Genomic DNA, 20,868 nt, shown 5'->3' with positions numbered 1-20,868 from the left:
ACCCTCCCGGCGATACCCACACCGGTATCCCATCGCGTATCTGTATTCGCCCGTAGCGGTTTTCACGCGGGTCATCGTCGTTGCGCCCGTTATGGAACCGACACAGTGGCACGAGGTTGGCCAGGTTGGTCTCCCCGCCATGGCGCCAGGCTTGGATGTGGTGCATTTCGCAGTTGTCAGCCCCATGCCGGCAATCGGGCACCGGACAGGTTGGCGACATCATGGATGCCAACGCGCGTTGCTTACTATTGGCAAACCGCTGCGTGCGATACAGGTTGACTGCACCCTCGGTCGGGTGAAACGCCGCGACTTCCAGCTCGTCGCCGAATTGCTGCGCGAGAAACTCCGCACCCGTCATCGTCGTGCCATCGGTCAAGGTCAAGGTGACCTCGTCACCGGCACCGGATTGGATCCGAGTCCATTCGGGAAGCGGCACCATAACAATCGGGCGTGGTACTGCATGCGGCACCCCACCACCATCGCCATCACCGCGCAAGATACCCATAAGCGCATCAGCCATCTGGCCGGCTGGTGGCAGTTCCGTATCGATCAACCCACGCAGCGTGTGCTCAATATCAGCAATATTGCGTGCCGAATGCGTCAAGTGCAGCGTGGCCATCCCTTCGCGAGCACGAGAAAACCGTACTTGCTTTTCAGGCGCGGGTTTCTTCGCGTCAATAACCTGATCGGCATAGCGCGAGAGCGCATCGAAGCGGCCCTGAAACTTCAGCAGGGTAAAACGCAACCGCCAACGCTTCGCCGCATCTTCAACCACGGCCAGTTTGCGTTCAATCAAGCACAACTGATCCAGGGGTGTATCTGCTGCCATGTGGCGTGCGTCGGATTGTTTCCGCGTGAATTTCGTCGCTCCGAAGTAGACGTCGTGTACGCGTGACCATTCTCGGATGCGCGACGGGTTCAGCCCGGCAGCAAGGGCTGTGTCGCGGTCGAAGTCGGCGATGTCCGAAAGCCGGAAGCCGAGAAGGTCTACAAATGCCATGGCATAAACGCTACGAAGCGATCAACCACCGCACAAGACCCACCACAAAAATGTGGATAACTCCCACACCAAATTCCACAATCCGCTGGTGAGAAGTACTATGTGCGTCGTGACTGTTCTGATCGTTGGTCTTGGAAATCCTGGCCCTCAGTATGAAAATACGCGGCATAACGCGGGTGTGGTCGTCGTCAATGAGCTTTTGGAGCGCGCCACCCCGATGCCCGCAACCTTGTCGGCCCACAAGCGCACGAACACTGAGGTGGCGGAGTTGGCGGCGGGACGCCTGGCTAAGGACCGCGTGATCGTTGCGCGCACGCGCAGTTTCATGAATGTTTCGGGCGGGCCGGTGAAGGCGCTCGCAGATTATTTCGGCGTGAAGCCGGAAGACGTGTATGTGATTCACGACGAGCTCGATCTGGACCTCGGCGAGGTGAAGATCCGTCTCGGCGGTGGCGATCACGGCCATAACGGGCTGAAGTCGGTGACCAAGGCGCTGAACAAGCCGTACAACAAGGTCGCCGTCGGCATCGGTCGCCCGCCCGGACGGATGGCGCCGGCGGATTATGTGCTGAAACCATTCAGTACAAAAGAGCAGGTAGATCTCGCAATTGCGGCTGCGGACGCGGCGGATGAGATTCTGCGCGCGTTAGGCTAGCGGCATGAGACTTGCAACGATCAGGACTGGAAACACCACCACCGCGGCACGGCTTATCGACGACACCCGCGCCGTCACACTCAACGCCCCCGACGTCGGCGCACTTTTGCACGCGGGAAAATTCGAGGAGGGCGAGGAGTTTACCTTCTCCCCCGCTGATTTGGCGCCGGTGATTCCGCGCCCCGGCAAGATCATTTGCGTGGGGCTAAATTACGCGAAGCATATCGCGGAGATGGGGCATGAGCAGCCGGATGTGCCGACGCTGTTCATTAAGTTCCCGGAGGCGCTCGTTGGGCCGTATGACGACGCTGAGGTGCCGGAGTTCAATGCGGAGTCGTTGGATTTTGAGGGTGAGTTGGCGGTGGTCGTCGGTAAGCGGGCGCGCCATGTGTCCAACGGTGCGGATTACATTGCTGGCTACAGCGTGATCAACGACTACACGCAGCGCACGTATCAGAAGCGCACGCAGCAGTGGCACCAGGGCAAGTCGTTGGAGAAGACGGCGGGGTTCGGCCCGTGGCTGGATACGCAGTGGCAGCCGGGTCCCGCGATTACGACGACGGTTAATGGTGAGGTGATGCAGCATTCGCGTACCGACGACCTCGTGTTTACCCCCGCGAAACTCATCGAGTTCATCTCGCATCTGTATCCGCTGGAGCCTGGTGACGTGATCGCAACTGGCACTCCGGACGGTGTTGGCCACGCGCGTGATCCGAAGCGCTACCTGAAAGATGGCGACACGGTGCGTGTTGAGATCGAGGGCCTTGGTGCGATCGAGAACACGACCCGCGTGATTTCTTGCTAGCCTCGTGCCCATGAGCCAGCACGCGATGTTGACCAGCAAGTATCCGCCGTCAGATAACCTCTACGAATCGCAGTCACGCGAGGGCGACATCTCGCTCATGCTGTGCCATGGGTGGAGTACCGGCGAGATCAAGACGTTTTTTGAGGACGATAACGGCGGCGATCCGGTCCCAGGGCTCGATGTGCTTATCGACGACATCCGCGCCGAGTACGCCAACCTCATCCCCAAAGCTTCCGAGGACGCGCAGCGCCTCGATGCGCTCCGCGACGCTCTGGCTGAGCGCAACCTCGCGTTCTCGTTCGACGAGGGGCTTACTCAAAGCGACTGCGCCGAGGAAGCCGCCGAACAGGCAGAAAATGATGGCCGCAGCGGCTATGTGTACTGCACGAACCAGGACGTGGATCGAGTGATCCACACCGGCGAGCTTTACTTCGGTTTTAGCTCCGTTGAGGCGGCCGAATCGCTCATGGAAGCGCTTCGCGGTGTTGGCATGACCCCGATGTGGGGCGGCAAACCTACCGAGCGTGTGGCGTGTGAGGGGCTCGTCGTCGAGCTCCCGCTCGCGGATTAGAAGCCGAGCTGATCGAGCAGGCGAACTTCTGCTTCTGCGATTAACTGCAGCGGGAACAGCAGAAGGAGAAACGGTGCGGAGCTCAGCATCACCCCAGGAGCTTTCTCCGTCCCGCTCTTGTTCGCGCCACCGTTGAGTTGGTCGGCGCCGTTGATGATGTTGGTGACAAGGAAGTTGTAAAGCCCCCAGGCGCTGCCGCTGTAGGCGCCGTCATGGTTAGCAGGAGCGGCCGGAGCCGCCGGTGCCGCGCTGGCTGCCGGGGCGAGCGCGCCCAGTGCGAGCGCGCCGGTCGTTGCGGTGGCAATTGCGATTTTGGAAAGCTTCATACCTTTCTCATCGCAACAGCTGTCTAGGGCGTTAGCATCCGCTCGATCTCGGCAGCCGGTGCAGCCATCAACGCTCCCCGGTCGGCGCCGACGAGGCAGTAGTCGTTATTCCTGGTCATGGGCCGCAGATACGGGTAGGTCGGCGGCAGATCGGGATTTTCCCGCGTGAAATCCGTTTCTACGCCGCTCGCCCATCGTCCGGAGAAGGCGCGGGAGACAACGGCGGGGGTGTCGGTGCGCAGGAGTTCCCGGTTGCGTTGGCTGGTTCCGGCTTCGTCGGCGAGCAGGAATGCTGTGCCGCAGGCGACGGGCACGTCGATCGCGGCCACGTCTTCGGGTCCACGGATGCCACCGGCGGCGATTACGGGAACGGTGGCGAGGGGCCGCAGATCCGCGAGCAACTCCGGCAATGAGCGCTGGTCAGGGTCGTCGTGTTGGCTCCAGGTGCCGCGGTGGCCACCGGCGCGTGGGCCCTGGATGATCACGCCATCGACTCCCCTGGCTTGGGCTTCGCGCAGTTCGGCCTCGTTGGTCACTGTCGCCCAGGCTTCCGAGCCGACCGCATGCAGTTGTGCGATCTCGGTTTCGGTGAAGCAGCCGAACGTCGAGGACACAACGGCGGGTGCGGCCTCCAGCACGGCGGCGAACTTTTCGGCGTAGTCGGATTCGAGCGCCGGAACTTCCTGTTGGAGGTGGTGGGCGGTGCGGTGGACGTCGTCAGGCAATGGCTCGGGTTGTGGCACGAAGAGGTTCGCGCCGAACGGTGCTTCGCACGCCACTAGCCATGAACGTGCCTGGGATACGCTGCAGGTGCCGAGCGCGATGAAGCCGAACGACACCGCGTTGACGAGTTCGGGTGTGGATGGTCCGCCGGCCATGGGTGCTGCGATCACGCGTGGAAATTCCATGGGTACAGTGTGGCACGTGTTTGGTTTTTTCAGACGTCCCAAGGCTGATTGGCTGGTTGTGGGGTTGGGTAACCCGGGTGCGGAGTATGCACGCACGAAGCACAATGTGGGCTTTTTGGCGCTCGATGAGTTGCCGAAGATCGACGGTGTGGCGCGTTGCAAGCCGCAGACGTATATGAATCTGTCGGGTGAGGCGGTCGCTCCCCTTGTCCGGAAGTTCAACATCCCGCCGGAGCGGATCATTGTGCTTCACGACGAGCTCGATCTCCCAGCCGGCAAAGTCCGCGTGAAACTGGGCGGGAACGAAAACGGCCATAACGGTCTGAAGTCGATTACGGAGCACCTGGGGACGCGCGATTACGTCCGCGTGCGCATCGGTATTGGCCGGCCGCCGAAGGGTACGGCCGTGCCGGATTGGGTGCTCAGTGATATTTCCGGCGACGAGGACATCGCAACCGCGGCGGAGGCGGCTCGCCTGGTCGTCGCCGAGGGGTTAGCGAAGGCGCAGAACGTTATCCACGCGCGCTAATTGCCTGCTCTAGGTCGGTGAGCACGGTGCCCAGCGCGTCGGTGTTGGCGGCCTTTTCTTCCTCGAGGTCGGTGCCGAAGATGTTGATGCCCACCTGGTTGCGGATGTCAAACATGGAGAAGTTCGCGACGATCTGGCGCCAGTGCTCGATCGCACGGATCGCACCGGTGCCGCTGTAGCCGACGAACGCGACCGGCTTGCCTGCCCACTCGGAGGCGAGTGAGTCGAAGGCGTTTTTCATGGTGCCGGGGATGGAGTGGTTGTACTCGGGGGTGACGAAGACGAAGCCGTCGCAGGCGTCGATGGCGTTTGACCAGGCGGTGACGGCGTCGTGCTCGTATTGTTTGTTGGCGGCGCCCGGCACGGTGGCGGCGGTGAGCGCCGGGACGTTGAAGTCTGCGAGGTCGAGGAGGCGGTATTCGACGCCGTCGCGGGCGTTGCCGGTGTCGGTTACCCAGTGGGCGACACCTTCGCCGACGCGGCCTTGTCGGATGGATCCTAGAATTACGCCAATTGTTGTCATGTACGCGACTGTACTCGGTGGGTGGGTCGTCGATAAGCTAGCGCCCCATGAGCACTGTTTCCGAGGCCGCCCGCCGCCGCACGTTCGCTGTTATCGCCCACCCGGATGCGGGTAAGTCCACGTTGACGGAGGCGCTGGCGCTGCACGCGCATGTGATTTCGGAAGCCGGTGCGGTGCACGGTAAGGGCAACCGCAAGTCGACGGTGTCGGACTGGATGGAGATGGAAAAGGAGCGCGGCATTTCCGTCGCGTCGTCCGCCTTGCAGTTCGAGTACGCGCCGGAGGGGCACGAGCGTGAGCCGTATGTGGTCAACCTCGTCGATACTCCGGGCCACGCGGACTTTTCCGAGGACACCTACCGTGTGCTTTCTGCGGTCGACGCTGCGGTGATGCTGATCGACGCGGCGAAGGGCCTCGAGCCGCAAACCCTGAAACTGTTTCGCGTGTGCAAGGCGCGCGGTCTGCCGATTGTCACGGTGATTAACAAGTGGGACCGCGTGGGTCGTGAGCCGCTTGAACTTGTCGACGAAATCGTTACCGAAATCGACCTCCAACCCACCCCTCTGTACTGGCCGGTAGGCGAAGCGGGTGACTTCCGCGGGCTCGCGCACGTCTCCTCCGATGGCGAGATCGACGGGTACGTGCACTTTACCCGCACAGCCGGCGGTTCGACGATTGCGCCAGAGGAGCACTACTCCGCCGACGAGGCCGCCGCGAAGGAAGGCGACGCGTGGGACACCGCGCTCGAAGAAGCGGAGCTTTTACTTGCCGACGGCGCCGTCCACGACCAGCAGCTCTTCGAACAGTGCATCACTTCCCCGATCATTTTCGCCTCCGCGATGCTGAACTTCGGCGTGCACCAGATCCTGGACACCCTGTGCGCAATCGCACCGGCACCCGAGGGCCGCGCCTCCGACCCAAAGGCCGTGGAGGCATCCACGACCGCGATGGATACTGAGCGCGAAGTCGGCGATGATTTCTCCGGCGTGGTGTTCAAGGTCCAGGCCGGCATGGATAAGAACCACCGCGATACGTTGGCGTTTATGCGCGTGGTCTCCGGCGAGTTCGATCGCGGCATGCAGGTCACGCACGCCCAGTCGGGCCGCAGCTTTTCCACGAAGTACGCCCTGACCGTCTTCGGCCGCAACCGCGACACCGTGGAGACAGCCTTCCCGGGGGACATCATCGGCCTGGTCAACGCGGGCGCGCTGGCGCCGGGTGACACGATCTACGCCGGTAAGAAGGTCCAGTTCCCGCCGATGCCGCAGTTCGCCCCGGAGCACTTCCGGACGCTGCGCGCGAAGTCGCTGGGTAAGTACAAGCAGTTCCGCAAGGCGCTCGAGCAGTTGGATGCCGAGGGCGTGGTGCAGATCCTGCGCAACGATACGCGTGGCGACGCCGCCCCGGTCATGGCCGCCGTCGGCCCCATGCAGTTCGAGGTCATGCAGGCTCGCATGGAAAACGAGTACAACGTGGAAACGGTCACCGAGCCGATCCCCTACTCGGTGGCCCGGCGCACCGACGCCGATTCCGCGCCAGAGCTGGGCCGCCAACGCGGGGTGGAAATTTTCACGCGTACAGACGGCGAGATCATCGCGCTGTTCGGTGACAAGTGGAAGCTGGCTTTCGTCGAGAAGGAGCACCCGGAGCTCATCATCGAGCCGCTCATCGCCGACTAGCTACTGCGCCGACTCCTCGCGTTGCTGCAGGATGTCGTCGGCGATGCGGTCGGTCCACCGGCGAGTCTGCAGCCGCCACGCCGCCCCGACGTTGGATCGTGGCGGCGCTTGAATGTGGCGGCGTGAGTCCATGCCGCGTTGGAGTTCTTTGGCGCGCAGGACTTCGGCGTCGATTTTCACGCCTTCGAGCAGCACGATGTTCATCAGCCAGATCAACGCCAGCACCGCCAAAACGGTGCCGAACGCACCGTAGGTGCTGCGCACGCCGACGAGTTTGAGGTACCAGGAAAACCCGACCCACAGCGCGCCAACGACCAGCAGCGCGCTCGCCGAGCCGAGGGTGAGCAGGCGGAACCTGCCGGGTTTAACGTTGGGCGCGAAGTAGTACAGCACGGAGACGAGCGCCACCGAGACCACCGCGATGACAGGGCCGCGCAGGTAGTCCCAGACGGGCAGGAAGATTGCGGTGAGGTAGTGCAGCTCCTCCTCCAGTTGCAGCGGCCGGGCGATCGGCCCGAACACGGCGTTGACGATGGAGTCCGTCAGCAACGCGCCCAAAATGATCACCACCGCACCGACGACCATGACTACTGTGACCAGCCACATGGTTACCCAGGTCACCGCCATAGGGCGGCCTTCGGTGCGGCCGTAGATGAGGTTGGCGTTGCGGGAAAACGACCGCACGTAGGCCGAGGCGGATAGCAGCGAGATGATCACGGACACCGCAAGTGCGATGGTGCTTTCCGCCGGCGTGGCCACGATGGCGGAGATGAGCTGGAACGCTTCTTCCTGCAGTTGCGCCGGTACGTATTGGGCGACGAGGTCGGCGATGATTGAGTCGGCCATGTCGTCGCCACGCGGCATGAGCAGGCTGAAGATGGAGTATGCGACGAGCAGCATCGGCGCGACCGACAGCAGGGTGTAATAGGTCAGGGTGGCGGCACGGTCCACCATGGCGTCGTTGGAAAAGTCTGTGACCACGCGGCGGAAGATGGATTTCCATCCGGCGCGTGTGAGGCGGTTGCCGCGGCGTAGGGGTGTTTCGTAGTCGTGGGGTGTGACGACGAGGTCGCCGGTGCCGTACGACATCACCATGTCGACGCGGTGCGATTCAGACATACTGGTCACCTTATACACTCCCTTGTCATGGGAATCATCGACCGCGCGCGTGAACTTTTCGGGTTGAACCAGCCTCGGCTGGTGGAGTTGCCGGGGCGGGTGGTGCCGGTGGTCGTCGATAAGCTGCAGGTGCACACTGCGAGGTTGTCGCCTGAGACGAACGAGAAGATCATCATCGTCACCACGTCGGCGGAAGCACTTGAGGAGCTTTCGCGTATCGACGACGCCGTGCAACTCACCTCCCCCAACGAACGCTCCGTCACGTTCGTGCCGGTAGACCGCAGGTCCGAGCCTGTGCTGGATCCGAAGTACGGCTGGATCATCCCCGTCACGCGCGAAACCGCTGCAGAATTACAAGGGTTAGCGAAAGGCCCAGGCGCGCACGAACTTTCGACGCTGCACCTGGGCCTGGTGTTGGAGTAATTCGGCGTATCTAGACCAGTCCGATCCAGTTCCAGTAGGTTGCGGACAGCAACAGGATGAGCAGGTAGGCCACGATGGTCAGCGGGATACCAGTGCGCAGGAACTGCTTGGAGGTAAACGCGCCGGTGCCGTAGGCCAGCATGTTTTGCGGTGCGGAGACCGGCAGCAGGAAGCCGAAGCAGATGACGAACTGCTGGATGATCACGAATCCGATGCCGCCGTTGGGTACGTCCAGGGTGGCTGCAAGGGCGATGAATACGGGGATCAGTGCGGAGGCAAGCGAGGTCGCGGAGGCGAAGCCCAGGTGGATCAGGATGTTAAACAGCGACACCAGGGCGATTGCGGCGAGGATCGGCATGGAAGATAGGCCGATAGCGCCGAAGGTTGCCTCAGACAGCCAGGTTGCAGCGCCAGTGTCCAGCAGGAACTTGCCCAGGGAGATGCCGGCGGCGAACACGACGAGGGTTCCCCAGTTGATCTGCTGCTGGGCGTACTTCCAGTCCATGACGCCGATGACCGGCATAAGCATGAAGCCGACGGCGACGATGGTGATGGTTGCGGAGGAAATCGGGTGCAGCACGCCTTCGGTGGCCCAGAAGAACAGCAGCAACATTGCGATGGCGGTGAGGCGCTTCTCAGCGCCGGTCATGGGTCCCATTTCCGCGAGCTGCTTTTCGACGAGCTCACGTCCCCCATCAATCGACTCCACCTCAGGCTTAATGGCGGCACGCATGATGAAGTACAGGGCGATGGACATCAGGATCGACCACGGTGCGGCCCAGATGAACCACTGGCCCCAGGAGACGGTCTGGCCCATTTGGTCTTCGATGAAGCCGACAGCCACGAGGTTTTGCGCCGCAGCGGTCTTGATGCCGACGTTCCAGATGGACACCGCCTGGGTTGCCGTAATCACGAGCAGCGCGGCGAGTTTGGATTCCTTGGCTAGGCCGAAGGCGGCCACCATGCCCATGAGAATCGGCACGACGGCGCCGGCGCGTGCGGTTGCGGACGGGACAAAGAACGCCAGGATGATCGAGATAACAATCGCTCCGATGACAATGTTGGAAACTTTCTCGCCGGCGAACTTCAGCACATACAGCGCCAGGCGACGGTGCAGGCCGGTTGCCTGCATGGCGGTTGCCAGCGCAAGTGCCGCAGCAACAAGCGCCACCGCCGATGAAGAGAAGCCGCTCATGGCGATACTCAGGCCCTTGGAGGCACCGATCGCTTCGCCTGTTTCGGGATCCACGGCGAACGTGAGCATGATTGCGATCAGCCCGACGATCATGACCGCACTGACCGGGTAGGACACTGCTTCCGAGACCCACATGATCACGGCAAACGCAAGCATGCCGAGTGCGATCTTCGCTGGCATGGCAAGCCCTGCGATGGGGGTCAGGATCACAGCGGCCAGTGCGATAAATGAGAGGAAAAACGCGATCGTTTTTCCTGTGTTGAGTTTGTTTGAGGTTTGTTGTTCGGGGCTGTCTGCGGGGGCGACTGCCGTTGTCACGGTCTTCCTCCTTGAAGTGGTTGTTCCTGCATAAACATTAGTCTCACCAAATGGGCCTTCAAAATGTGACGCGTGTACTGTTTGCCCTGCATACGGGCGCGTAGCATGGCCATCATGGGCTTGAGTTCACTGTTGACGTACAACATCCATCATGGTGCACAAGATTTCCGCAATGCGCTCGGCAACGGCGCCGCTGACCCCTGGTTGCCTGCGTCGTGGCAAGCGTCGCTAAACGATCTGAGCCATTCTGTCGTGGCGTTATGGGATTCGGTCATCAACGCAATCTCCATCATCGTTTAAACGGCACACCCGGTTCGCAGGACCGAGCTTTCTGGTACAAACGTAGATAATGTTCACAACACTTTGTTGCTAAAAGGAGTTTTTCCCATGAAGGCCCTCTACAGAGCCGCAATCTTCTACCTCGCCCTCGGCCTGATCTCGGGCGTGTTCTACCGCGAGTTCACCCGCGCCAACAACTTCCCAGAAGGCCAGTTCACCCAGCTCAGCGTTACCCACACCCACCTTTTGGCCCTGGGCTTCATGATGTTCCTCATCTTCCTCGCCCTAGAAAAGGTCTTCACCTTCTCGCGCAATAAGAAGCTTTTCAATATCTTCTTCTGGCTCTACAACGCGGGTTTGCTCACCACCGTGTCCATGCTGATCCTGCACGGCTCGATGACAGTGCTGGGCAAGGAGTCGGGCGCGGCGATCTCTGGCATCGCAGGTTTGGGCCACATCATGCTCACCATCGCGTTGGTCATCTTCGTGGTGCTGCTGGGTCGCGCCATCGATAGCCCTACCCGAACCTCCGAGGCAGCGTCGGCAAACTAACGCGCTACCCTCGCGGCATGAACACTCTCACGCCGATTCAGCAACGCCTTACTGACCGCTTCTTCCGCTACGTCCGCACGGAAAGCCAATCCGACGCTCTCGCCACTACAGTCCCGTCCACCGAAAGCCAATGGACGTTTGCGCGTTTGCTTGTCGACGAGCTCTCCACCGCCGGGGCCACCGACGTCCACTTGTCCGACACGTGCGTGGTCACCGCGAAGATCTCCGGCACCGGCGACGGCCCCGCGATCGGCTTCTGCTCCCACCTGGACACGGTGGATGTAAACCTCTCCCCCACGGTCAATCCGCAGCTAACCCTTTACGAAGGCGGGGATATTTGCCTCAACGCCGAGCGCGACCTCTGGCTGCGCGCCGCCGACCACCCGGAACTTGCAGCGTACGAGGGCCAGCCGATCGTCCACACGGACGGCACGAGCGTGCTTGGCGCCGACGACAAGGCCGGCGTGACCGCGATCATGGAGGCGGTCACCGAGCTCGGCGGTCAGACCCCACACGGCGACATTTACATCGCGTTCGTGCCGGACGAGGAGATCGGCCTGCGCGGTGTACGCACGATCGATTTTGACCGCTTCCCCGTCGATTACGCCTACACCGTCGACGGCGGCGAGCTCGGCGAGGTTGTAGAGACCACGTTCAACGCCGCCACCGCCACCATCACCATCGCCGGCGTCAGCGCCCACCCGATGAACGCGAAGGGCAACCTGGTCAACCCGATCACACTGGCAATGGAGTTTGCCAACCAGCTCGACGCGCAGGAAACGCCCGAGCACACCGAGGGACGTGAGGGCTTTATCTGGCTCAACGGTATCGACGGCAACCAGTCCACCTGCACCATGCAGTTGAGCATCCGCGATCATGACCGCGAAGGCTACGAGGAAAAGAAGCAGCGTCTACGCGCGCTTGCCAGCGACCTTGCCGCAGCACACCCCCGCGCCACCATCACCTGCGACATCGTAGATGTCTACGCGAACATCTCCGACGCGAAGACCCCCGAAAATTCCGTCGGCTCCGAGCGACTGCACGCTACGATGCGCCGCCTCGGCATCGAGATCAAAGAGATCGATATGCGTGGCGGCACCGATGGGTCATGGCTGTCCAACCAGGGTGTGTACACCCCGAATTACTTCACCGGCGCGCACAACTTCCACTCGATCTACGAGTTTCTGCCGGTGCCTTCCCTCGAGCGCTGCTATGAACTCACCCTCGCCCTGATGCGCGGCGAGTAACCGATTCACTAAGCACGCTTGATGCTGGTGCTCGTCTTGTGCATGAGCTCAGTGTCAAGTTCCTCGCGCGTGTGGCGTTTTCGGCCACAATTACTGCTGCGTTGCTCGGTTCCCTACGAGATGCACAATATATTGTGCATCCCGGCTCTGGTGTTGGGGCCGGTTGTGGTTTAGGCTCGTCGATACGCGGAAGCAAAATGGGGGCTTCCGCCCGACACCCAGGGGGGATAATTATGGCTTTTCGTGCCTACGAGCTTTACTACCTCGATTCTTACGACGAGGAAGTCGATGACCTTGTCACCATGTACGACTACGACGAGGACGACTACAGTTTCGACGACGACATCCGCTGGCACATTGACGACGACTACATCATCGAAAACGGCCTCCGCGTCGCAATACTCATCCACGACCCGGACACCCACGAAATCGACTGCGCGTTGCTCCAACCGGACAACCCACGCGCGCCCGATTGGTATGGCGTGGAGGAGATGGCCAACGTCATGGCCGAAGTCCAGCGCATCATGGTCGCTCACGACGACTACACGGTCAGTATCGTGCCACCGCAGGATCCCGCGTTCGCGCTCACGGCGCCTCGCGTCTTCCCTGCGGAAGACCTCACGGCTGCGACGGTGATGATGCTCGGCGACTCGCAAGACAACGCGTGGTACAGCGCCTTTTGCATCGAGTTCACACCGAACCTGAAGTCCGACGAGTCGTTCCCAGTCGCCGTTTTTGTGTACGACCCGCGCGATAACTGCCTTGTCAGCAAGAGCTTCACCGGCATCAACCCGTTCGCGCCGGAGGCGTTCAACCGGAGGCAACGCAGGATCGTCGAGCGCAAACTCGACGAGATCTTTGCGGCAATCGACTCCTCAAAAACCGCAACCCAACCCGTGAGCCCGTTTGCCAACCTCGGCCCGCAATTCCGTGCATCGAGGCTGCCCTCCGTCGAGGCGGTCGGCCCCGACCACGCGCTCCTCCAAACACTTGAGAGGCTTCTGGCCTGGTGGCAGGAGCAGGCAGCCTAGGCGTTAGATCATGCGCTAAATCATGCCCTGGCTCATCGCCCAGCCAGCTAGCGCAGCACCAAGGCCGCCGATAGCGAGCAGCACGCCGATGATGATCGCCACTGGCGAGACCGCACCGTCGCCGTTGGCCGGCGGCTGCTGCGTCTTCGGTTTCTGCGCCGCCGGCGCGTTGCTCGTCCCTTCGGTCTTGTCCTTCGGCTGCAGCTTCCTGCGGGCCATGTCCTTGACGTACTCCGGGGCGTCGGAGGCAAGCACCTCGGCAAGCACCTTCGCCATCTCTTCGCGGGTGTAGTTCAGCGCGGAGACGTTGTAGGACTGGCTAAACACTTCCGTTCCGCGCGAGTTTGTAACCACTACGCTCAGCGGAACGACCGGCTTGTCCAAAAACGCCGCGCGGTCGAGCTTGATGTCTACCTGCTTCTCGTCGCCGACTTTGCCGGCAGGCTTCAGGTCGTAGCTTTGTTGGAACACTCCCGAGCCGTAGTTGACGCTGACCTTAAACCGCTCGTCCACGTCTCCCAGGTTGGAGATGGTGCCGCGCAGGACGTTGTCGTCGCCAAGCTGTGCGACGACGCCATTGTCACCGTTCGCGGTTTCGTTGAGACGAAAGCCTGCCTTGTACTTGTTATTGCTTGCCGCGTTGATGACCAGTTCCTTGACGTCACCTTCCGTCAGCACCGGCAGGCCTTCCTCGCCGTGCGAGTGGTCGTGATCGTGGTCGTCTTTGTCGTTTTCCTTGTCTGTCTCGTCGTTCACTCCGATGTGGCCTTGGCCAACGTTCGCGCCTGGAAGGTTCAGGTTCGCCCAGTCCGCCGGGATCTGAAATTCCCTGCCGGTCTCGTCGTGGCCGTGCGTTTCCTTTTCGGCAAAGTTGAACTGGTTGAACTGGTGCGCGTAACTCATCACCGAGTTGTACTCTTCGAGGTCATCGCGCGCCGGTGCCGTGTTTGACTCCACGTGCGCGCCGTAGTGCAGCAGGTTCAGGGTGTGGCCGAACTCGTGCAGGATCGTGTTGCGCAGCTGCTCCTGCGTGGTCATCTCAGGATGGTTCGCCACGAAGAATACGGAGTCGTTGACCAAAGCGAGGCCTGTCGAGGAGTCGCCGCGAGAAATCGTGTCGCCGATGACGCCAACGCGGAAGACCGCCTTGCGTTCTCCCAGCAACCGTTCGCGTGCCGAGATGAATTGGTTTTGCGCATACAGCGCGTAAGCCCATTCGTCTTTGGCCAACTTCGGATCGGCCAACCCTGGCATGAATTCTTTGGCGTAGTCCTCGGTCTTGCCGCCCTCGCGGTCTGCCTCCTTCATGCTGGACATCGAGGAACTGACGTACTCCGGCCCCGCAACGATGTGGAGATTGATGCCTTGTTTGGCGAAGCGCTCCTCCAACTGCTTGAGGATCTCCGGCGACGGCGCATAGTCCTTCGTGTTTGCACGCGCACAGTCGGCGAACTGGGTAAAGCCCTCCACGGATGCCGCGAAGGATTCCTTCCGGTCGCAATTGAGCTGTTCCCACTCGGATCGCATCCAGTGCAGCTGCAGGAACAGGTCGGGTTTGTTCTCGTCGGCGCCCCACTGGTGGATTGGCAACGATTTGCCTGAGGAGAGTTTCATGCCGACGCGTTCCCACGAGTTGCGCAGCCCGTCGCCGTCGGAGTCGAACGCGGCAGGCTGCGGGATGAAACGGGCCTGGGTTTCAGCCTTAAACCCCTCACCCGCCGAGAGGCTCTTGCTCCAGCGTCCAGCTTGGAAGCGCGCGTCGTTGTCGTTGCGGCTCTCCTTGGCTTTCTCAGCGGTCGGTCCTACGCCGAACCGGTCGGCGTTCGCAAACTTCACGCGTGCGGTGTGGCCGGGCTTTTCCGGGGAGACGCGGATTTCGCCGTCGAAGTATTGCTGCGCGCGGAGTTGGCCGTGGTTGCCCATGATGTCGCTTACGGCTTCGACGCGGACATTGACCGGGGCGCCCGAGACGTTGGTGGCGGTGACGGTGTACTGGATGATGTTGTCGAAAATGTTGATGGTGCGTTTGACCTCAACACCGTTAAACGTCTGGGTGTAGACAACCGTGTCGGTTCCGTCGTCTCTGCTGAGGGTTTCGGGCGTCGCGTTCCAGTCGACGGGCATTTTCGCCTCGTTGACGTACACGTCGGTGCTCAGCCCGTACTTGAGCACCTCGGCGGCGGCTTCGGGGTGGTCGAAGTCGAAGAGGCCCTGTCCGTCGGGGCGCACGGTCGCGTTGATGTACGGCGACCATGTGCTCTTCTGCTGCCCCTCAACGACAACCTGCCTGCCTTGCTGCGTGACCTTGGCCTGCGCGGGCACAACGCAGACGGGGGCGAGGGCGGCGCACAGGCCGACTGCCATTACTTTTGTGGAAAATCGCATGTTGTTGCCTACCTACCCAGTACCTGCATGATCTTGTCTTGGTTCAAAAATGCGGCGAATCCTACGCCGGCAAGCAGCGCCAGCGCGCCCACGAGGACCGCGATCCAGCCAACGCTTGTCGACGACCCCTTATCCTCAACCACCACTTCCTCCGGCGCCCTCGCCGTCAGGGGGACGTTGACCAGTTCGGAGGATCCGTCCGGGTAGGTCACCCGCACCTTGACGGAGGTGGTTTTGCCGTTGGGCACACTGCCATTGGAACGGGCGGTGATGCGGCCGGTTTTTTCGTCGATAGTTGCTGTCCAGCCCTGCTCGTTGAAGCCGTCGATGCTAAACCGCGTGCCCTCTGGCAGTTTCGACGAAGGTTCCGGACGAGCCTCGCCGCCGATGGGTACGTTCGCTCCAACGTATCCGGCGTCAAACGTCGCCGCATCCGAAGGCACCGTGACCGTGGCGGTGATTTCGCGTGCGCTGCCGTCTGGGTAGCGCACCTGGATCAGCGGCTTGTAGGTTTCGTCGATCTCGGCGTTCTTCGGCGCCGTGATGCGCAGCGCGCCAGTGGATCTGTTCACGCCGACGTCAAGGCCAGCGTTGTCGATCACGTCGAAGACCGCGCCCTTGCCCGCATCGCCAACAGCGGCGACTGCAACTGTGTTGCCCACCCGCACCGTGGTAGACGGGTAGGAGATGGAGTTTTTCACGGCGTGTGCAGAAGCTGTGGCCAAGCGAGCGCGCGCTTCAAGTTCTTTGGTGGAACCATCCTGGAAGTAGGCGATGACCTTGACCGTGAGCGGACGCGCGTTCACCTTCGGCGCGTTGACTCGCACGTCGCCGGTGTTCGCGTCCACCGTCGCGGACCAGCCGCCCAGGCTCGACCCGGATTTCATCTTGAAGGTCGTCCCCTCGGGCAACGCAGCGTCGCCGGTGCGCAGCACGGTTGCGCTCAGTCCCGGGACCACCATGATCTCGTCTTCGTAGCCGAGGTTTGCCAGGTCTGCCAGCATGGGCTCGCCGACCTCGAAGACGGCGTTGACCGTCTTGGAACTGCCGTCCGGGAAAGTGATCGTGACCGGGACCGTGTGGGTGCCACGTTTTGCGTTGGCCTCCGGCTTGAACGTGATGCTGCCCTTGGCGTCGATGGTCACGCCCTTGGCGTTCGTCTTAAACGTTGTTCCTGCGGGCAGCACGCGGTCGTCGTATGTGAAGCCGCGCTCCACCACCTGCGCACGCGGCGAGCTCGAGGAGCGCTCCACACCAGCAGGCACCGGGGTTTTTGCCCATTCGACCGTGTAGCGATCGGCCATGGGCTTTTCTTCAGCCACGACAACCTCGACGACCTCGCGTTGGCCCGTCGGTGTGTTGACCTCTACGCGGTAAGTTCCGGGCGCGGCATCGCGCGGTGGCGTGGCGACGACCGTGCCGTCCTGTTCCACACGAATCCAGGAATCCTTCGGCGAAACCTGTTCCGTCTTGTGGCCGGAGATGACCTTTTCCACGCCGTTGGTGGTGAACCCAGACGGCACCGGGTCGCTGCTCCCCTTACGCGTCGGCGTGCCGATGCCGACCTCGCCGGCGTGCACCACCACGGGTGCCCACACGAACGGATCCGGCTGCGGCTCGGGCTGCGGGGCCGGATTTGACGTCGTCGGCTCCTTTTTCACGGTAATGCCCAGGTTGGACTGCTCGCTTGGCTTGACCGTGACCTTGCCGTCGTTTTCACGTGTGACGGTGTGCTTGTTCGGTGCCTTTGCGGTCACGGTGTAATCGCCTGGGTAGAGGCCATCGACGACGTACTTGCCGTCAACCTTTTCCACCTTGCGGGTTTCGTCCTTCGGACCACCCGTGATCGTGATCGACTCTGGCTCCGCATCACCCGTGACCGAGATGTTGACGGACCCCTTGACCAGCGCCACCGTGAGCTCCAGGTCGCGTGGCTTGTTCGGCTCGACACTGAAACGCTTGGTTGTTCCTCCGTGGTTGTCGCTGGATTCAACCTGCACGGTGTATTCGCCGGCGTGCAGTTTGCCCGCGTTAAACCTGCCGTGTGCGTCGGTCGTATCCTTGGCGTTTTCCTTACCGTTCTGGGTGATGCGAATGGGGGCGTTGGCGACGGGTGCGGAGAGGTCGTCGAGAAGCGTGCCGCTCACCGCGTTGAGCGTCTTCACCAGGATTTCGCCGCTGCTGTGTTTGCCGGGCTGCAGCGTGATTTCGCGGCTGCCTTCGCTGTGGGTCTCGCTTTCGGCTGCTTTGGCCGTATAGGTTCCGGGCAGGATGTCCTCGACCGTAGCCATGCCTTCCGCGTTGGTATTCACCGTGCGTCCGGCGACATCAAGTTTGGCGTTGGCGACGGGGTGGCCGGTGTCGTCGACAACCTGCAAGACGAGGTCCACCTTGTCCAGCGCGAGCGCAAAGTCGTGCGTTTCGGTGCTGTCCTTTTTCACCTTCGCAGCCTGCGACGGCGCCGAATACCCCTGCGGGCCATCAATCTCGACGGTGTAGGTGCCCGTTGGTAGACCAGCAATCGAATACGTCCCATTGACCACGGGCGCAGTCTTCTTCACGCCAGCGGTGTTCTGGTCTGCACCACGTACCTGGATCTCGGCGGGTTGTCCGCTTGACAGGCCGGTGACGCTACCTGCGATATTGCCCAGGTTGCGCACAACGTTGAGTGTCTTTTCCGACGTCTCATTCGGGTTGATGGTGACTGCGCCGCCGCCCTCGATCGTGTACCCCTCCGGGGCGCGCCCACCAAGGGTGTACTCGCCCGGGTACAGGTCATTCAAGACGTAGTCGCCGCCGGCTTCCTCAATCGGCAGGTACTCGTTGTTCGGGCCGCCGTTGAGGAACACCTCCGTCGGAGCCAACGTCCCCGAGGTGCCAACCTTGATGGACCCGCGGTGCAGCGCGACCTTGAGCATCACCGACTCGGTGTCTCCGCCGGGTTCGACTGTGAAGTTTGCACTCGCCGCGCCGTACGTGTTGGTGCGGACCACCTCTGCGGTGTAGTTGCCTGCAGCCAGCGCGCCGGCGTCGAAGTTGCCTTCCGGGGTGGTCGGGAAAGTGCCGATGACACGGGAGCCTTGCTTGACGACGACCTGCGCACCCGCCACAGCCTGACCAAGATCGTCGACAACAATGCCACCGGTTTGGTTCAGTGAACCAACCTTCACCGTCACCGGATCATTATCGCCCGGATACAGCGCAAACCCCTGGGATGCGCCGCTGTACTTGCCCCTGGCAGCAGACACTGCGGCGGTGTAGGCACCCGGCGCGAGATCCGCAAACGTTGCAAGGCCTTCCGCATTGGTGGTTTCGGTCCGTCCGTCAACGGTGACTGATGCATTGGCAACTGGCCTGTTGGCGTCGTCGACCACCTTGATCTCGCCCGTGACGTTGTCCGCAATCACCGCGAACCCAACAGTCCTGTTTTCGTACTTTTCCACCTTGGCGTTCTGCGGGCCCGTGACGGAGTATCCGCGTGGCACGGAGTTGTTGATCACTTCGACGCGGTAGTCCCCGGTGGGCAGGTCCGGGAAGCTGTAGTGGCCGCCCGAGACGGTCTGTTCCAAAATCTCGGGACCCGTGACGCGGATCTTGACCTGTTTGTCGGCCGGCACGCCGGAGATCACACCAGAGATGCTGCCTTTATCGCGCGTGGCGGTGAAGTTTGCGTTCGCGGTTGTCGCGCGTTTGACGTCCACGTCTGCCGTTTGGGTCACCGAATAGCCCTTCGGCAGCGACTCTGGGACGACCTCAAGCACGTGCTTGCCCACCGCCAGGTTCGGGATGGTGAACTCCGCGTTCTCATCGGTGTCTACGACAGTGTTCGTACCGACGACACGCACCTTCACCTTGGTGCGTTCCGGCAGCCCGTTGACCTTTCCGCTGACTTTGCCGTACTGCTGCTTGCGCTGCACAACGATCGGGTCCGCGATGCGGTTGACGCGCTGATCCTCTACTTCGACACCTTCAACCTCTACCCGCTGGCTGTCCTCAGTTTCGCCCACGACCAGCGTGTACTTATCCTCTGGATCCTTGGGCACCGGAACCTTGGGCACGGTGAAGTTACCGCTTTGATCAGTCTGGGCCGACTTACCGCCGACGGTCACACGTGCACCGGAGATGCCGACTCCCTTGTCGTCGATCACCCGGCCGGTGACGGTGATCGGGTACAGATCAAAATCCGGGGCGGTGGCCTCGTCCTTCCACGGCTTGGTCGCCGGACGCACAAAACCCTGCGGTGGTTGCACCTCAATCTGGTACGTCGCCCCCGGGTTGTTCGACGACAACCAGTAGGAGCCGTCATCTGCGACCGCTTCTTCGCCTTGGAGGTCCTCCCCTTTCAGCGACTTGCTGTTCACCAACACCTTCGGGCGGCCGACCGGCTCCTCGTCCGGATTATGCACACGCACCTTGCCCGTTGCAGACAGGTTGACAAACGGCATGGTGAAGCGCGAGCCACCACCGGCCATCGGGGTCGGATACGCACCGCCTTTCCCCCTGGCCCAAAGGATGAGCTGGTGATTCATATCAACCTGGACATCAGGCAGGTTGTAGCGCAGACGGATCGCGTAGTTGCCCGAGGGGGTCACTGAAACGCTGCGGTGGACGGTGACGTCATAGGTCTTTATCACTTGCGCGCGACCATTTTGAAACACCCGGTGTTCGAGTGTGAACTGCGAAGTCTCCGGAATCTTGTCAAACACCGGATCGCCCAGCGGTGCCGGCTCGATCTTTTTGAACACGGCTGGAGGTGTGGTCTCAGCAGGCACAAACTCGAGCACCACCGTGTTTACCCGCATGGGCTTGCTAAAGAAGATCGCCCCGCGCCAATCTCGCTCAATACGAACCTCACCATGGATGATGCCGTCCTGCGGCTGTGGCGCGAACTGCGCGTGCGCGACCGGCGTGAAGGTACCCAGCGGGACTTCGGCGACCGTGCCGGCAAGCGCGAGCACCGTCGCAACTGCGGTGATGCGCATGCCCCGTGGGCGGTGTACGCGACGGGGGTCATCGGAATAGCGAGACATGGGCGTCATTCAACTTTCTCGAAGCAACGGCACGGGAAACGAACGGTAAAACACAGGAATGATACCACTTAGTTATATGCCTTATCTAGACCTTTCATGGAACTGCCAGCTATTCCAAGCCCTTACTTAACGACGAAACGCCCCGGCCGAATGTGGCCGGGGCGGTGGAGTCGTCGCTAAGCAAACGCGCTACTGAATCTCAGACGGCTCCTTGCGTGCCGGGTACACGGTCGGGCGCACACCCGCAATGTCCTCAACAACGCGAACCACCTGGTGGGAGTAGCCGTACTCGT

The 20,868-nt window shown here is 61.7% G+C and carries 18 protein-coding genes; 10 read left to right on the top strand and 8 right to left on the bottom strand.

The window, feature by feature from the left end; all coding sequences use genetic code 11:
* The coding region (locus tag HMPREF3120_RS11720) for an HNH endonuclease signature motif containing protein (RefSeq protein ID WP_083284797.1) at nucleotides 1-1,000 on the bottom strand (1,000 nt) is incomplete at its 3' end.
* Between the two features lie 109 nt (nucleotides 1,001-1,109).
* Here HMPREF3120_RS11720 and pth (HMPREF3120_RS05025) point away from each other — a divergent pair.
* The 3 genes from pth (HMPREF3120_RS05025) to HMPREF3120_RS05015 are packed head-to-tail and all read left to right on the top strand — an operon-like array spanning nucleotide 1,110 to nucleotide 3,031.
* Nucleotides 1,110-1,655, top strand: a complete 546-nt coding sequence (gene pth, locus HMPREF3120_RS05025) for an aminoacyl-tRNA hydrolase (protein WP_244268706.1) — start codon at nucleotides 1,110-1,112, stop codon at nucleotides 1,653-1,655.
* A gap of 4 nt (nucleotides 1,656-1,659) precedes the next feature.
* Nucleotides 1,660-2,460: a fumarylacetoacetate hydrolase family protein gene (locus HMPREF3120_RS05020; RefSeq protein WP_070451133.1), complete on the top strand. Its 801-nt coding sequence runs from the start codon at nucleotides 1,660-1,662 to the stop codon at nucleotides 2,458-2,460.
* 10 nt (nucleotides 2,461-2,470) lie between these two features.
* On the top strand, nucleotides 2,471-3,031 hold the full coding sequence (locus HMPREF3120_RS05015) for a DUF6891 domain-containing protein (RefSeq protein ID WP_246815423.1): 561 nt from the start codon (nucleotides 2,471-2,473) through the stop codon (nucleotides 3,029-3,031).
* Here HMPREF3120_RS05015 and HMPREF3120_RS05010 read toward each other — a convergent pair.
* Nucleotides 3,028-3,357, bottom strand: coding sequence for a hypothetical protein (locus tag HMPREF3120_RS05010; protein WP_070451132.1), 330 nt, complete (start codon nucleotides 3,355-3,357; stop codon nucleotides 3,028-3,030). The genes HMPREF3120_RS05015 and HMPREF3120_RS05010 overlap by 4 nt on opposite strands.
* A gap of 23 nt (nucleotides 3,358-3,380) precedes the next feature.
* Nucleotides 3,381-4,265 carry an NAD(P)H-dependent flavin oxidoreductase gene (locus HMPREF3120_RS05005; RefSeq protein ID WP_070451131.1) on the bottom strand — a complete coding sequence of 295 codons (885 nt, stop codon included), beginning with the start codon at nucleotides 4,263-4,265 and terminating at the stop codon, nucleotides 3,381-3,383.
* On the opposite strand from HMPREF3120_RS05005, the gene pth (HMPREF3120_RS05000) reads away from it, so the two are divergent.
* On the top strand, nucleotides 4,264-4,794 hold the full coding sequence (gene pth / locus HMPREF3120_RS05000; protein ID WP_070451130.1) for an aminoacyl-tRNA hydrolase: 531 nt from the start codon (nucleotides 4,264-4,266) through the stop codon (nucleotides 4,792-4,794). The two genes, HMPREF3120_RS05005 and pth (HMPREF3120_RS05000), sit on opposite strands and share 2 nt — an antisense overlap.
* On the opposite strand, the gene HMPREF3120_RS04995 is transcribed toward pth (HMPREF3120_RS05000), so the two are convergent.
* Complete coding sequence (locus HMPREF3120_RS04995) at nucleotides 4,778-5,317, bottom strand: NADPH-dependent FMN reductase (protein WP_070451129.1); 540 nt, start codon at nucleotides 5,315-5,317, stop codon at nucleotides 4,778-4,780. The two genes, pth (HMPREF3120_RS05000) and HMPREF3120_RS04995, sit on opposite strands and share 17 nt — an antisense overlap.
* 47 nt (nucleotides 5,318-5,364) lie before the next feature.
* On the opposite strand from HMPREF3120_RS04995, the gene HMPREF3120_RS04990 reads away from it, so the two are divergent.
* Entirely contained in the window at nucleotides 5,365-6,996 is a 1,632-nt protein-coding gene (locus HMPREF3120_RS04990; protein ID WP_070451128.1) for a peptide chain release factor 3, read from the top strand.
* Here HMPREF3120_RS04990 and HMPREF3120_RS04985 read toward each other — a convergent pair whose 3' ends face one another.
* Nucleotides 6,997-8,115: a YihY/virulence factor BrkB family protein gene (locus tag HMPREF3120_RS04985; protein WP_070451127.1), complete on the bottom strand. Its 1,119-nt coding sequence runs from the start codon at nucleotides 8,113-8,115 to the stop codon at nucleotides 6,997-6,999.
* Between the two features lie 27 nt (nucleotides 8,116-8,142).
* On the opposite strand from HMPREF3120_RS04985, the gene HMPREF3120_RS04980 reads away from it, so the two are divergent.
* On the top strand, nucleotides 8,143-8,538 hold the full coding sequence (locus tag HMPREF3120_RS04980; protein ID WP_070451126.1) for a hypothetical protein: 396 nt from the start codon (nucleotides 8,143-8,145) through the stop codon (nucleotides 8,536-8,538).
* 10 nt (nucleotides 8,539-8,548) lie between these two features.
* Here HMPREF3120_RS04980 and HMPREF3120_RS04975 read toward each other — a convergent pair whose 3' ends face one another.
* On the bottom strand, nucleotides 8,549-10,051 hold the full coding sequence (locus HMPREF3120_RS04975) for an SLC13 family permease (protein WP_070451125.1): 1,503 nt from the start codon (nucleotides 10,049-10,051) through the stop codon (nucleotides 8,549-8,551).
* A gap of 114 nt (nucleotides 10,052-10,165) precedes the next feature.
* Between HMPREF3120_RS04975 and HMPREF3120_RS04970 the strand changes: the two genes are divergently transcribed.
* The 4 genes from HMPREF3120_RS04970 to HMPREF3120_RS04955 all read left to right on the top strand — a co-directional run bounded on the left by HMPREF3120_RS04970 (nucleotide 10,166) and on the right by HMPREF3120_RS04955 (nucleotide 13,160).
* A complete protein-coding gene (locus HMPREF3120_RS04970; protein ID WP_070451124.1) occupies nucleotides 10,166-10,351 on the top strand; it encodes a hypothetical protein in 186 nt (61 codons plus the stop codon).
* Nucleotides 10,352-10,438: 87 nt separating this feature from the next.
* Nucleotides 10,439-10,882, top strand: a complete 444-nt coding sequence (locus HMPREF3120_RS04965; protein ID WP_070451123.1) for a DUF2871 domain-containing protein — start codon at nucleotides 10,439-10,441, stop codon at nucleotides 10,880-10,882.
* 17 nt (nucleotides 10,883-10,899) lie between these two features.
* A complete protein-coding gene (gene pepT, locus HMPREF3120_RS04960; protein WP_070451122.1) occupies nucleotides 10,900-12,129 on the top strand; it encodes a peptidase T in 1,230 nt (409 codons plus the stop codon).
* Nucleotides 12,130-12,362: 233 nt separating this feature from the next.
* Complete coding sequence (locus HMPREF3120_RS04955) at nucleotides 12,363-13,160, top strand: hypothetical protein (RefSeq protein ID WP_070421256.1); 798 nt, start codon at nucleotides 12,363-12,365, stop codon at nucleotides 13,158-13,160.
* A 15-nt stretch (nucleotides 13,161-13,175) separates the two neighbouring features.
* Here the strand turns inward: HMPREF3120_RS04955 and HMPREF3120_RS04950 are convergent, their stop codons facing one another.
* Together HMPREF3120_RS04950 and HMPREF3120_RS04945 are read right to left on the bottom strand one after the other, a co-directional pair.
* A complete protein-coding gene (locus HMPREF3120_RS04950) occupies nucleotides 13,176-15,545 on the bottom strand; it encodes a zinc metalloprotease (protein WP_141739374.1) in 2,370 nt (789 codons plus the stop codon).
* 8 nt (nucleotides 15,546-15,553) lie between these two features.
* Nucleotides 15,554-20,575, bottom strand: coding sequence for a carboxypeptidase regulatory-like domain-containing protein (locus HMPREF3120_RS04945; RefSeq protein ID WP_168156406.1), 5,022 nt, complete (start codon nucleotides 20,573-20,575; stop codon nucleotides 15,554-15,556).
* Nucleotides 20,576-20,868 lie beyond the last annotated feature (293 nt).

The organism is Corynebacterium sp. HMSC11D10 (assembly GCF_001806995.1).
GTDB classification, from domain to species: domain Bacteria; phylum Actinomycetota; class Actinomycetes; order Mycobacteriales; family Mycobacteriaceae; genus Corynebacterium; species Corynebacterium coyleae.
Note: the sequence above shows the minus strand (reverse complement) of the source record. Positions and strands in the feature narration are given on the sequence as shown.